The following is a 14,164-nucleotide window of genomic DNA, read 5'->3' as shown; positions in this document are numbered from 1 at the left end:
TTTGGAGTTAATTATATAAAACGTATACTTTAAATTTATTATAACGAATAACTCTACAAAACAAATAAAAAAACTGAATTTCATAAAAATTACTACTTTTCAGTTTTTTAAATTAATATTTTTAATTATTCACCTTCTGTATATTTCTTTGCAACTTCATCAACTTTATAGTCTTCTATAATTTTATTTACTAGGTTATTTCTTTCTTCAATTGCTCTAGTGTTTAATAATCCGTTTGCTATTTGCTGATAAGCACTATTTGGAGTTACGTTTCCTAATTTTGCTTTTTCATTTTCGTAGATTTCAGCAATTTCTTCTTGAGTAACTTTTACATTTTTTCTTACTTGTAAATCTAAGTAGTAATTAACGTATACGTTATCTTTTATAATTTCTAAATCTTTTTTATTTTGTTCTTCAAATTTTTCATCAGCCATTTTTTTAGAAATTATTTTACCAACGATTAAAGTTTTTAGAACTTCTGCATCTCCTTTTGAGAAAAGAATTTCTTTTTTAGTAATCTCTATTTTATCTTGCATCTCTTCGACTAATTTGTTCAACTCTTCAGCTTCTAAAGTAGCTATTTGTTGATTTAACAAATCTCTTTGGATAATTTCCCTAGCTTGTGAGAAAGGAATATTTTGTGCATCAAAATTAGCTTTATTATCTGTATATAATTTTGTAACATCATTTTCATTTACAGAAATTTTATCTTCAATCATTTTAGCAACAAAAAATTTGTGTTTTTCATTTGTAAAGAAATAATCAAATTCTTCTTTTTCTTCTTCTGAAAATTCATATCCTTTTGCTACATCTAATATAGCTTTATTAGTCAAAACTCTTTTTATTCCGTCGTTATCCAATCCTTCTCTTTCTTCATCAGTCAAAGTTAATTTAATATCTTCAGCTTTCTTTTTTGCCATTTTTTCTCCTTAATTATAATATTTTTTTATTTTTAGTTATTTTACTTTTACTATTTTACACTATTTTTTAAAAAAATTCAAGGAATATTTCTAGCTTTAATTGTTTTTTAGTCTTAATTTATAAATAATCTCATTTTATTTACTTAACATTCTACTTAAAAATTCTTTAGTTCTTTCATGTTTAGGATTTTCAAATATATTTTCAGGCTTGTCATCTTCCACAATCACACCTTGATCCATAAATACAACTCGACTTGAAACATCATGGGCAAAATCCATTTCATGTGTTACAACTATCATCGTAAGTCCACTTTTTGCCAAATCTTTCATTACTTTCAGAACCTCTCCAACCATTTCAGGATCTAACGCTGATGTCGGCTCATCAAATAATAAAACTTCTGGCTGCATTGCCAATGCTCTTGCTATTGCTACCCGCTGCTTCTGACCACCCGAAATTTGATTTGGCTTTGCATGAACAAAACGTTCCATTCCTACTTTTGCCAAAAATTCTCTTGCTGTTTTTTCAGCCTCATCTCTTGACTTTTTCAAAACTTTCATTTGTCCAATTACACAGTTTTCTAAAACACTTAAATTATTAAACAAATTAAACTGCTGAAATACCATTCCTACTTTTTCCCGCAATGTAACAAGCGACACATCTCCTGCCATTGCATCTTTTCCATGAATTAAGACTTGTCCGCTAGTAGGCTTTTCAAGTAAGTTTATACATCTTAAAAGTGTTGATTTTCCACTTCCAGATGAACCAATTATACTTACAACTTCCTTTTCATAAACATCAAAGTTTACATCCTTTAAAACTGTTCTCTTTCCAAAATCTTTTCTAATATTTTTTATTTCAATAACTTTTTTACTCATTATTTCTCCTCCCCATTAGAATCATCCAAAATTTCAAAATGTTGAGGCCCGTCAATTCGTTTTTCGATTTGTTTTAAAATTAATGATAATGTAAATGTTAAGAAGAAGTAAATCACACTTGTTATAATAAATACTTCATAATAACGTGAGTAAGTTCCCACAACAGAATTTGAAATAAAGAACAGTTCAGTAACACTTATTACATTTAATACAGATGTATCTTTAATATTTACAATAAGCTCATTTCCAATCATTGGTAAAATATTTCTAAACATCTGTGGAAAAATGATACTTTGCATCAACTGAAAATTCGTCATTCCAATAGCTTTTGCCGCTTCAAACTGTCCGTTATCAATGGAATCAATCCCTCCACGTATAATTTCACTCATATATGCACCTGTATTTATTGATACAATAAACAGTGCCGCTACCATTGGTGACAGATTAATATGAAATACTTGTGATAATCCATAATAAATTACCATTGACTGCACTATCATTGGGGTTCCTCTAAATACAGCAATATAGATTGAAGAAAGCCAGTTTAAGAATTTTAAGCCAGTTTTTTTATACTTATGAGACTGTCCATCAATTTCTGCTTCTGAATACCTTAATAATGCAACCAGTAATCCAATGAAAAATCCAACTACTGTACCCGTAATTGAAATATACAGTGTTGAAAGTGTACCTTTCAAAAAAGTCATCCAGTCGTTTTTAATAAAAAATATTACCCATCCAAAAAATGAACGTGAGGCTTCATTTGGCTGATTTTGTATAGACTTTTCCATGATACGTTGACGTACTTTAGGAGTTAAATTTTCATCTAATATTTTATTGATTTTTCCCTCCAGCTCTGTATTTCCTAATTTCATTCCAATAGCTACATTCACTTCTTCTGTATCGTATTTAAATCCTGTATTTTTATCAAATGAAATGAATTTTAAATTAGGATTTGAAAACTGAGCCGCCATAGCTCCCGGTCTTTCTGATATGTATCCATCTATTTTCCCTGAATTTAATGCTACTATCATAGCTGGAAAACTTTCCATTGCAGTTTGCTTCTGTACACCTTTCATCTGATCAATAACATCATAGTGAAGTGTGTTTAATTGCCCTGTAATTTTCGCTCCCACAAAATCATTAATCGACTTGGCGTTTGCATATTTTCCATTCTTTTTCACAACTACTACTAAATCTGATTCATAATATGGTTTTGAAAATGTTAGACTTTGACGTCTTTCAGGCGTTGCAGACATTCCCGCTATAACTAAATCAACTTTTCCAGAAGTCAGTGCAGGACCAAGCAATGCTTCCCATTTCGTTTTTACAATTACCAGATTTTTATTTAATTTTTTTGCAATAACTTTGGCTATTTCAACGTCATATCCCCCACAATAACCTCCATCAACTTTTATAGCACCATTTTTAGCGTCATTTTGAAACCAGTTGAAAGGAGCATATCCACACTCCATCCCAACTTTATGTCATCACTATAGCCTGTTATGAAAGTTGCAACAAAAACTAATAATATTAATATTTTATTTCTTATTGTACTAAATTTCATATTTTATTATAATGCTCCTTTTTTTATTAAAGTTTCAGCTATTTGAATTGTGTTTGTAGCAGCACCTTTTCTTATATTATCTGCTACAACCCATAAATTCAAGGCATTATCTGCTGAAAAATCTCTTCTGATTCTTCCAACATAAACTTCATCAGTATCTTGAGCATTTATAGGCATTGGATAAACATTATTCTTACCATCATTTTGTACTATAACTCCTTCTTTTTCCTCAAACGCACGAATTACATCTTCTAATTCAAATGGTCTTTCTAATTCGACATTTACAGATACTGCATGTCCATATCTAACTGGTACTCTCACACAAGTCGCAGTTGCTTTTAAATCTGGCAAGTTTAATATTTTTCTAGTTTCGTTAATCATTTTTTCTTCTTCTTTTGTATATCCATTATCTAAAAAAACATCAATATGTGGCAATGTATTAAATGCAATTTGATGCGGATATCCTTTTGAAGGCTCCCCTCTTAGATTAGCTTCCAAATCATCAAGTCCTCTCTGTCCAGAACCTGCCACAGCCTGATAAGTTGAATAGATTACTCTTTTTAATCCATATTTTTCTTGTAAAACTTTTAATACAGGCATTACCTGAATTGTTGAGCAATTTGGATTTGCAATGATTCCTTGATGATTTTCCAGTGCTTCTGGATTTGCTTCAGGAACTATTAACGGAATATTCTTATCCATTCTCCAAGCGCTGCTGTTATCAATAACAACTGCACCTTTTGCCTTAAATTTTGGAGCATATTCAAGTGATACTCCTCCACCAGCCGAAAATAAAGCCACATCAATATCATCAGCTATTGTGTCATCTTTTAGTTCAATAACAGTATATTCTGCTCCATTAAATTCAATTTTTTTACCAGCTGAATTTTTCGAAGCATAAAGGTATAATTTTTCTACTGGAAAGTTTCTTTCCTTTAAAACTTTTAGAAATGTTCTTCCAACAAGCCCTGTTGCCCCAACAATTGCTACTTTGTAATTTTTCATTATTTTTCCTCCTAAAAACTTTTTTGATTAAGGCTCTGTATCTAAATTTTTATTATTTTTCAAATTACCCTAATTCTAATACATATATAATACACTATTCTCATCTCTTTTTCAATATAAAAATAATAATAAAAAATATGTATCAAACTCAAAACTTAATACATATTTTCTAAAATTTATTAAACAGTTCTTACTCTTACTCCATATTTAAAATACTTATTCCAGTAAGTGTTTTCCAAAGTAGAAATTACAACTCCTTTAGATGACGAAGCGTTTATGAAAAGTGTATCTCCTAGATAAACTGCTGTATGGTTATTTTTTTCTTCTGGCCTGAAAAATACAATATCTCCAGGTTTCAAATCTTCTTTTGAGACATGAGCTCCTACTTTTACCTGCTGCACAGTTCTTCTTGGCAGCTCATATCCATATACTTCCCGATAAACTCTACGTGTTAATGCTGAGCAATCTATTCCGTTTTCTGAATCTCCACCAAGCGAATATTTTGTTCCTTTCCAATTACTATATGTCTTTAATAGTTGGTTTTGAAGCTCTACTGTCTTTTTTTGACTGAAAGTACCATTTAACAATATTTCTTGATGTTTTCTCTTTAATTCAGATAATTTTTGTAATACAAGCTGCGAATTTGGCATTGAACGATCTACCAGCTTATTTTCATCAAATAACTTTGTTACTTTCAGGTCATCTATTTTCTCGTTTAACTCGCTATACTTTTCAGTCTTTTTAGTTGTATCTGTACTTTTATATGCGCTTCTTTTTTGTTCTGACCTATTGTTTGGAGCAGAATAGTTATTTTCTACTTTTTCTTTCTTCCCTCCTACAATTTCAATAGTAATATCTTCACTTTCTGAATTATTTCTTGATGAAAGGTCATCATTACTTCTTTCTCCAATTTTCCCCTTATTTGCTTCATTTGTCTGTAAGTTAGCACATCCTACTGTCATCAGCATACATGCCATAGTAAATGTTGATTTTTTTATCATTTTTTCTCCTCTCTAAAATTATTTTGAATCAATTATCAAATTTACAGGTCCGTCATTTTCAGAAACAATTCTCATATATTGTCCAAATTCCCCAGTTTCAAATCTAATTCCTGTCTGCTCCAGTTTTTTTACAAAAAGATTATAAATTTCATAAGCTTCACTAGCTGGTGCCGAATCAGTATAACTTGGTCTTCTTCCTTTTTTCGTGTTTCCATAAATTGTAAAATTACTTACAATTAGAAGATTTCCATTTATATCTTTTACTGATAAATTTAGTTTACCACTTTCATCATCAAAAATTCTCAGATTAATCAATTTGTCAATGCAAAAATCAATATCCTTTACAGAATCTCCATTAGTAATTCCAATATATGCAACTATTCCTTTTTGAATTTTCCCTTTAAATTTATTATTTACAAATATTTCTGCAAAATTTACTCTTTGAACTATTATTTTCATTTTTTTCCTTACTATTTAAATCATAACTTTAGTAATATCTTCTTTCTTGACCAATGGTAGTATCAAAACCATGCCCTGGATAAACCTTGATATCTTCATCCAATGCCAATAATTTCTTTAGCGATTTTCCCATTTCAATAGGATTACTAGTTGGCAAATCTACTCTTCCATAAGTCCCTTGAAACATTGTATCTCCAGAAATCAATATCTTGTTAACCTTATCGTAATAACAAATATCCCCTCTACTATGTCCTGGCGTTTCAATTATTTCAAAATTAAATTCTGAACAGCTTTCAAGGACTTTTCCTTCTTTTCCAACTTTATCATTTTCCTTCAATGTTATAATTTGAATATTTTCCTTATCTAATTCAAATTTTCCTTCTCTCCAAACAAAAAGTGACAATTCAGGATTAAATAAAAATTCATATCCGCCTTCACTTATATAAATTGGAACTTTTTTATATTCTAATATAGATGGTATTCCTAAAATATGATCCCAATGCCCGTGAGTAAGAAGTATTGCTAATAAATTTAATTTATTTTCACTAATATAACTAACAACTTCATTCATCTTTTCCTGACCAGGATCAACAATGTAACAATCGTTGCCATAAGAAATCACATAACAGTTACTTTGTACCGCATTGTCATTCAAAAATCTCCTTATTTCCATAACTTCTCCTTTTATATTTTTCTATTATTTTTAACTACTTTATATTAAATTAATAAAATTAAAAATATTTAGATTAAATATTTTTTACATCTTATTTTCAAATTCTTTTATGTGTACATCCATTTGTGGATAAGGTATCTCAATTCCAGCTTTATCAAACTCAATCTTAATTTTTTCATTTAATTTTAGCTTAAGATTCAAATAATTTTCTGAACGAGTATAAACATAAATATAGAAAATTATCGCAGATTCAGCTAATTTTCCAACCCCAATAACAGAACCCTTTGAAGCTAAAATCATCTTTTTGTTTCTATCTTTTTTTGATAATGTGCTATTTTGTACACTTTCATTAATTTCATCAACTTCTTCTGTAATTCCATTATTTGCATTATCTTCAGCTTCTTTCATTTTTTTCCTAGAAAAAATTGCAAAAAACAAATTAACTTTACTTTTTTCTTTTTTTTCTAGAATTGTATTCTGAATTTTTGCAAGCAAGTTATTTTTTATTTTAGTTTCTTCTACTTCATCCATCGTTTCTTCTTTCACTATTCTTTCTAAGATCTTCTTTACTTTCTGAATATCACTCTTATACGAAACGCCAATTTCTAAATCAAGCCTACGTTCGCCATCTTGCTTAATGTTCCGAATTTCTGTATTTGTAACTATTCCATTTGGAATTATTACAAGCTCATTTTGTGGATTTAACATTTTTGTATAAAAAAGCTCAATCTTTTTAACCGTACCAATATAATTATTATACTCAATTGTATCACCAACTCGAAATGGCTTAAAAGTAAGAATTATAAGTCCACCGCAAAAGTTACCCAGAGTTTCCTTAAAAGCAATCCCAAAAATTATCCCAGCCGCTCCTAGAAAAGTTGTGATGGAAGATGTGTTAATTCCAAGAATTCCAATAGAAGAATAAACTATAATAAAATAATATAAAATAGAATAAATTGAAAGTAAAAATGAAGCTAAACTTCTATCAACATTTGACTTTTCCATTATAATTTTCAAAATTTTTTCAATTCTAGTCTTAAATATTTTTCCAATTTTTATAATTAGAAAAATTATTAACAATTTAAATAAATTAGTTTTCAAAAATTTAATTATATTATCCAATTCTAAAAATCTTTGTAATTCCTTCATAATTTCCCCTCCTCATTATTATATTGAAAAAATCAAACTTATACCTTATTAACCTGTAATCTGCTATTAAAACAATATAACTACATATATTACATCTTATTTTATTAAGCATCAGATTACTTTGAATTTACTTAATTATCCTTAGACTTTTTATTATAACATGTTTTTTTTATTCTGTCTATGAAAATTTTTTATTTAAAAATATTCTTAATTTTTTTTAATTTTTTTTTATAAAATTCAAATAAATTCAATCTTTAGTCTGAGACAAATTATACTCGAACCCATTTAAAATTGAACTGATAGAAATTATATAATTTAGGGTTTGAGTAAAATAGTCATAATTTTTGAGTTCTGTTTTAAACTAGTTTTACTATAATAATCAAATCAGTATATTGAAATAAAAAAATGTGATAAACTTTTGTTACCTACCACATTTTTCTATATACTTATTTTTCTGCAAAGTATCCTAAAAATTCAAATTTTTTTAAACTCTCAGGCAAATATTCCGAAGCTTCTACTTCTATTGGTTCACCATCTGGCATTGCTCTATAAATAGTCGTTTTTGCTAATTCTTCAATAATTTCCTTTTCTGTCTTAGGCTCTGACAAAATATCTGACACAATAACATCCACATCATTCAAATCGTTAATAATTTCATTTCTTGAATTTGAGATTCCTATTATATTTGCACCTTCTCCTATAATAAGTGTCTTTAAATATTTTCTAAATTTTTCTGGTATATAAACTTTATTTTCCTCATACATTACAGTTTCGATTTCAGAACAATAAAATTTAATTTTACCATTAATCATCCCATTTAAAACAAATTTTCTCAAATTACCAAGAACCTCATTAGTTTTTTCTTCACTTTTATCTTGAGAATTTACTAAATTTTTCCAAATTTCCATAGCATCTTTAATCATAAAACTTTGATTTGGTTTCTTTACAAGTTCAAGCATAATTAATTTTATATTTTCTTCATTTAATGTATTTAGCTCTTCTTCTGTAAATTTCAATGTTAATAAAAAGGAGTCTATTATTTCATTCGGAAAACTTTCTGTAAAGTTCAATTTCTCTGCTTGACTTTTTTTGCATATTATTGAACGTCTAAATTTTGTATCAAGTATAAAATCAATACACTGTTCTTTTATAACAGGATCTCCTTGAGATAATTGCTGTAATTTTTCAACTGTACTTTGATTGTATATACTTCCAATTGACAATCTTAATGCTACATCAGAGACATATTGTAAATTTTGATCTTTTAATAAATCTACAAATTCATGTAAATACATTGGATTATTATAATGCTCAAGATATTCATGACCTACATAATAATCTTGCATATTCAAAATTTCTTCAATTTGTCTAATAAAATCTCCTTTTTTCTCAAAAATATCTGTATAACTTTTCATTTCTTCAGCTACAATTGATATAAAGGCTTTTCCACGTTGATTTTTGTCCCCAAGTGAAATTTCTGGAAAATATTTATTAGCATAAAGCATCATTTCTCTAATTTTATCAGGTTCTTTCCATCCTGGATATGTATTGTAAGAAATGTATGCAATTCCTTCTTCTGTAAGATTTTCATTACATATTTTAAGAATTTTTTCCTTTACAATTTCAGGAACCCATGAAAATACACCATGAACAATAATATAATCAAATTTTCCAAAATCCTCGTTTATATCCAAAATATTTTTTTCAATAAGTTTAATATTTTGTAATCCAATTTTTTCAATAACTTCATTTCCTTTTTTTACTTGTTCTGCTGTTAAATCAATACCAATAAATTCAGCTTCAGGATTATAAAGCGCTTGAGTAATAATATTCCCTCCAAAAGATGAACCTAATTCTAGTACTCTTGCCTTTCTTGAGTCTTTAGGATTCAATCCGTATAATTTCCCATGTGCTTCTAACAGAGATGGTATAGTATAATTAAATGGATTCGATTTGTACAGCAATTCACTATAAGTATTTTTATTTTCCATAATTTTCATAAGAATTTTAGACATATATTTCTAAAAAATATTCTTACTCTCTCCTCTCAATATTTTATTTTAAAACTAAAATTTATTTAACTTTTTCAATTTCAATATACTTAATATTCATATTATGCTTACTTAAAAACATTTCTTCAAATTCTGTCCTGATATTTTCTTCAGCCTTTTCTGAATTGTGTAAATCTCTTGTTCTATAAATTACTTTATAATTATCAATACTGTTTACTAATTCTAGAACATCCTCATAATATTGTTCGTGATCTGTTTTAAAAAATAATTTTCCACCTGTTTTTAAAATTATGTCTAGCCTCGAAAATAAATCCTCACTTACAACTCTTTTTCTCTCTTCACCTTCCCAAGGATCTGGAAAATTAACATAAACTCCTGTTATTTCGTTTTTTCCAATAAAATCCAATATTGTTTCTGCTCTTTTTCTTATAAAGAGAATATTATTCAAATTTCTTTTTTTAGATTTTTTAGCTGCTAAAACAAGCCTCTTAAATCTTAATTCCAAAGCAATGTAGTTTCTATCTTTAAATTTCTGTGCATTTTTTACAGTAAAATTTCCACTTCCACAACCGATTTCTAGATATATATTGTTATCATTCTGAAAAAATTCACTCCATTTTCCACGATAACTATCTACACTTTCATTATTATACATTAGATACTCAGGAAATTCAAGCATTTCACACATATATTTATTGTAATTTTTTTTAGGTTTTTCAAAGAAATATTTCCAAATTTCCTTTTCATTTATCATTTTACTTTTTTCAGCATTAATTTTTTTAAATTCATCATTTACTTTTTTTATTTTTTTTCGTTGCTCTTGTTCAGCTTCTGTAATCTCTATTTTTTGACCATTTTTTCCTATAATTTTAATTTTATTCGTATCTTTCATTTTATTACTTTCCTTATTTTTTTATTTATTCAATTATTTTCCAACAAAAATTGGAATTCTAAATAATAATTAATCAAAAATTTCTTTCCAAATTTTATCAATTTCATTATTTTTTTCAAAAAATTCTCCTGTGTCAACATTTTCAGATTTTTTCAAGTACTCAATAATCTCATCCTTATTTTGTACAATTTCAATAAAACCTAATTCCTTAGCATCTTTCACTATCTCTTCTATATTCTGAAAATATTTTCCAATAATTGGCTTTTTACCATAATACAGTGGCTCTAAAATCGAATGTCCACCAATATCGACGAGAGTTCCTCCAACAAATACAAAATCTGCCATCTGATATAAATCTGTTAAAATTCCCATTTTATCAACTAAAATTATTTTTTTATAATCTTTATTTTTGTTATCTTTTTCAATTTGTGTAATTAATAAATATTCATCTTTTGAAAAATTTTCCAAAATAATATTTTCAATTTCACCTATTCTTTCCAAATGTCTTGGTACAAGTACTAATTGATACTCGTTATCAACATTTATCTGTTTAAATACTTCTAACCAAATTTTTTCTTCTTTCGGACGTGTACTTCCACATACAATCACTTTTTTATTTTTATCTATAACTGTATCGTTATATTTTTTTATCTCTTCTTCTGTGATTCTATTATATTTAATCGAATATTTCAGATTTTTATAAACTTTAATTTTGTCCTTGTCAATTCCTATTTTTTCGTATCTTTCCTTATCTGAAGTACTTTGTACCATTATTTTTGTAGCATGGTTTAATGCTTTCCTTATAAGCCATCCAAATTTTAAATATGACTTCAATTTCTTTTCAGTAAGTCTTCCATTGACAATAATCAGTTCTCCATTTGTTGAGGCAAAATAATATAAATTTGGCCATATTTCAGTTTCTATGATTATCGTTTTCTCTATTTTATATTTTTGATAAATTTTATGAACTGTAAAAAAATCATCAAGTGGAAAATAAATTATTTTAACATTTCCATTTGCAGAATATTTTTTATTAACTGTTGAAAATCCAGTATCGGTCATAACAGAAAGAATTAGTTTCCGATTACTATCTTTCAGCATTTTTTCAATTAATTCCTGTGTTAGATTAAATTCTCCTACTGACGAGAAATGGATAAGTATTGCCTCTTCATTGTCATTAAGAAAATTATCATTTCCGATTTTTTGAAATAGACGTGATTTAAAAAATTTTAACAACTTTTTATTGAATATTGCTAGAATAGATATTATGAAATATAGTAAAATTCTTAATAAATTATATAAAATCATATTTTCCTCATTTTTTAATTTTTCTTTAAGTAAAAAGACTATCTCTTAATGATTTTACATTTAGAAATAGCCTTTCATTAATTTAAAAAACAAAAATTATTTTCTTTTTGCTACGTTATCAGCCAATTTTTTACCTACTTTAAATTTAACAACATTTTTTGCAGGTATTTTAATTTCTTTTTTAGTTTGAGGGTTAATCCCTGTTCTTGCTGCTCTTTCTTTTACTTCAAATGTTCCCCATCCAACAAATTGAACAGAATCTCCTTTTAATAATGTTTCTTCAACAGTTTCTAAAAATTGGTTTACCAATTCTTCTGCTCTTTTTTTAGTTTCTCCTGTAGCTTTTGCATAAGCATCTACAAATTCTTTTTTTGACATATTAATCAATCCTCCAAATTATTCTTTTTTTTTAAAGTACTAGACTATTATACACTATTTTCAGTATTTGTCTAGTGTTTTTTTTAAATTTTTTGATTTTTTTTCATTTTTTTATTATTCTATGGATTTTATAATTTTAAAGAAATCAAATTCACAACAATTATTAAACTTCATGTTATTATATATATACTTAAAATAAGATTTTAGATTTTATTTTTTTGCTTAATTATATATAAAATTTCATTTTTTACTTCCTCAATATTTTTAGAAGTTGTATCTACTTCAATTGCATCATCAGCTTTTTTTAGCGGACTTTCTTTTCTTGTTGAATCAATTTTATCCCTTTTCAAAATATTTTCATAAATTTCTTCAATTTTAACATTTTCCACTTTTGAAACAAGTTCCTTATAACGTCTATTCGCTCTTTCTTTAGCATCTGCAATCAAAAATATTTTTACATCCGCATTTGGAAAAACAACTGTCCCAATATCACGCCCATCCAGAATAACATTTTTCGATTCTGAAAATTTTCTCTGTAAATCGACCATTTTTTCACGAACCTCACGTATCGCTGCAATATCGGATACATTTTCCGAAACAATAGGTTTTCTAATCTCCTCACTCACATTTGTATCATCTAGATAAAATCCATTTTTTTTAATATCAATTCTCAAATCATCCAGCATTTTTACGATTTTATCTAAATTACCCAAAATTCCTTCATTTAAAGCCTTTAACGTAACAAGCCTATACATTGCTCCTGTATCAAGATAAACAAGTCCCAAATCCTCTGCAATCAATTTTGCAATGGTACTTTTTCCGCTTCCAGCAGGACCATCAATAGCAATTATCATATTCTTCCTACTTTCTATTTATTAATTTTATTCTATTTTTCCTTTTTAAATTATTCTAAAATTCAAGATTAAAAATTTCGACTATTCCACTTAGATTACTTTGTATAAACATAACAAGATTTTTAAACTTTTAAATTAATTACTTTCTATATTTGAAAACAAGCGATACCCAGTTGTTTTTTTCTTTTCTGTCGATTTGTTCTAAGTTATAATTTTCAGCTTTATTTACAAATATCTCTTCTTTTTCACTCAAAATTCCAGAAAAAATAATAGTTGCACTCTTTTCCAAAATCTTTTCTATATCTTCAAGCAATTTTTCCAGAACATCTACCAAAATATTTGACACAACTAAATCATATTTTTCACTGACATCATCTACCAAATTTCCAATTATCACTTCAAAATTATCATTTATATCATTTTTAGAAAAATTTTCCAAAACAACATCTCGAACTTTTTCATCAATATCAATTCCAACAACCTTTTTCACACCTAATTTTTTCCCAATTAACATCAAAATACCGGAGCCACAACCTATATCCAGTAATTTCTTTTTATTTTTAGAATATTTCTCTAAAAATTCTACACATAATGAAGTCGTTTCATGCGTTCCTGTTCCAAAGGCAAGCCCTGGATCAATTTCAATTACAATTTCATTATTTTCTGTTTCGTACTTATCCCAACTTGGCTTTATAACAATATTGTCAGTTATATTTACAGTATGAAAATATTTTTTCCATTCATCTTGCCAGTCTTCGTCATTACATTTAGCTGTATAAATTTCATACATAAACTCCGCATCTGAATTCTGAAATTCTTTTAAATTATTAAAAATAATATTTAATTTTGTATTTGCAAATCTGTTATCAACAACATATCCTATTATACTCCAAACATCATTTTTTATTGCAAAATTAGCATTATAATCCAGTATATTTTCAGAAAAGTAATCAATAACTTCTATCTGTTTAATTCCAATTTCATCAAACATATTTACTAATTTTGTCTTAGTTTCTTTTAAGTTATCCGAAAAATAATCTACTTTTACTTTTATCCATTTCATTTTTTCATTT

Annotated in this window: 15 protein-coding genes; all 15 read right to left on the bottom strand. The window is 27.2% G+C overall.

What is annotated here, in order from left to right; translation table 11 throughout:
* Positions 1 to 125: 125 nt before the first annotated feature.
* The 15 genes from ACEG17_RS05470 to prmA all read right to left on the bottom strand — a co-directional run bounded on the left by ACEG17_RS05470 (position 126) and on the right by prmA (position 14,154).
* Entirely contained in the window at positions 126 to 920 is a 795-nt protein-coding gene (locus tag ACEG17_RS05470; RefSeq protein WP_372582879.1) for a viral A-type inclusion protein, read from the bottom strand.
* A gap of 135 nt (positions 921 to 1,055) precedes the next feature.
* Positions 1,056 to 1,796, bottom strand: a complete 741-nt coding sequence (locus tag ACEG17_RS05465) for an amino acid ABC transporter ATP-binding protein (protein WP_299573557.1) — start codon at positions 1,794 to 1,796, stop codon at positions 1,056 to 1,058.
* Positions 1,796 to 3,268, bottom strand: coding sequence for an ABC transporter substrate-binding protein/permease (locus ACEG17_RS05460; protein WP_372582878.1), 1,473 nt, complete (start codon positions 3,266 to 3,268; stop codon positions 1,796 to 1,798). Before ACEG17_RS05460 ends, ACEG17_RS05465 begins: the two co-directional genes overlap by 1 nt.
* Positions 3,208 to 3,360 carry a hypothetical protein gene (locus ACEG17_RS05455; protein WP_372582877.1) on the bottom strand — a complete coding sequence of 51 codons (153 nt, stop codon included), beginning with the start codon at positions 3,358 to 3,360 and terminating at the stop codon, positions 3,208 to 3,210. Before ACEG17_RS05455 ends, ACEG17_RS05460 begins: the two co-directional genes overlap by 61 nt.
* Before the next feature lie 6 nt (positions 3,361 to 3,366).
* On the bottom strand, positions 3,367 to 4,365 hold the full coding sequence (locus ACEG17_RS05450; RefSeq protein ID WP_372582876.1) for an aspartate-semialdehyde dehydrogenase: 999 nt from the start codon (positions 4,363 to 4,365) through the stop codon (positions 3,367 to 3,369).
* A 179-nt stretch (positions 4,366 to 4,544) separates the two neighbouring features.
* On the bottom strand, positions 4,545 to 5,366 hold the full coding sequence (locus ACEG17_RS05445; RefSeq protein ID WP_147005206.1) for a C40 family peptidase: 822 nt from the start codon (positions 5,364 to 5,366) through the stop codon (positions 4,545 to 4,547).
* An 18-nt stretch (positions 5,367 to 5,384) separates the two neighbouring features.
* Positions 5,385 to 5,825 (bottom strand): D-aminoacyl-tRNA deacylase, encoded by a 441-nt coding sequence (gene dtd / locus ACEG17_RS05440; protein ID WP_372582875.1) that lies wholly within the window; start codon positions 5,823 to 5,825, stop codon positions 5,385 to 5,387.
* A 28-nt stretch (positions 5,826 to 5,853) separates the two neighbouring features.
* Complete coding sequence (locus tag ACEG17_RS05435; protein WP_372582874.1) at positions 5,854 to 6,498, bottom strand: MBL fold metallo-hydrolase; 645 nt, start codon at positions 6,496 to 6,498, stop codon at positions 5,854 to 5,856.
* 84 nt (positions 6,499 to 6,582) lie between these two features.
* Complete coding sequence (locus ACEG17_RS05430) at positions 6,583 to 7,647, bottom strand: mechanosensitive ion channel family protein (protein ID WP_372582873.1); 1,065 nt, start codon at positions 7,645 to 7,647, stop codon at positions 6,583 to 6,585.
* A gap of 446 nt (positions 7,648 to 8,093) precedes the next feature.
* Positions 8,094 to 9,638, bottom strand: coding sequence for a methyltransferase regulatory domain-containing protein (locus ACEG17_RS05425; RefSeq protein WP_372582872.1), 1,545 nt, complete (start codon positions 9,636 to 9,638; stop codon positions 8,094 to 8,096).
* Positions 9,639 to 9,720: 82 nt separating this feature from the next.
* Positions 9,721 to 10,551 (bottom strand): tRNA (guanosine(46)-N7)-methyltransferase TrmB, encoded by an 831-nt coding sequence (trmB, locus tag ACEG17_RS05420; RefSeq protein WP_372582871.1) that lies wholly within the window; start codon positions 10,549 to 10,551, stop codon positions 9,721 to 9,723.
* Positions 10,552 to 10,620: 69 nt separating this feature from the next.
* Entirely contained in the window at positions 10,621 to 11,859 is a 1,239-nt protein-coding gene (locus ACEG17_RS05415; RefSeq protein ID WP_372582870.1) for a 3-deoxy-D-manno-octulosonic acid transferase, read from the bottom strand.
* Between the two features lie 96 nt (positions 11,860 to 11,955).
* Positions 11,956 to 12,237: an HU family DNA-binding protein gene (locus ACEG17_RS05410; RefSeq protein WP_299573202.1), complete on the bottom strand. Its 282-nt coding sequence runs from the start codon at positions 12,235 to 12,237 to the stop codon at positions 11,956 to 11,958.
* Positions 12,238 to 12,440: 203 nt separating this feature from the next.
* Positions 12,441 to 13,091 (bottom strand): (d)CMP kinase, encoded by a 651-nt coding sequence (cmk, locus tag ACEG17_RS05405; protein WP_372582869.1) that lies wholly within the window; start codon positions 13,089 to 13,091, stop codon positions 12,441 to 12,443.
* Between the two features lie 139 nt (positions 13,092 to 13,230).
* Positions 13,231 to 14,154: a 50S ribosomal protein L11 methyltransferase gene (gene prmA / locus ACEG17_RS05400; RefSeq protein WP_372582868.1), complete on the bottom strand. Its 924-nt coding sequence runs from the start codon at positions 14,152 to 14,154 to the stop codon at positions 13,231 to 13,233.
* Between the last annotated feature and the right edge of the window lie 10 nt (positions 14,155 to 14,164).

The organism is Leptotrichia hongkongensis, from assembly GCF_041538065.1.
In the GTDB taxonomy this organism is placed as follows: domain Bacteria; phylum Fusobacteriota; class Fusobacteriia; order Fusobacteriales; family Leptotrichiaceae; genus Leptotrichia; species Leptotrichia hongkongensis.
The sequence above is the reverse complement of the archived record's forward strand: the minus strand, read 5'-3'. Positions and strand labels throughout refer to the sequence as shown.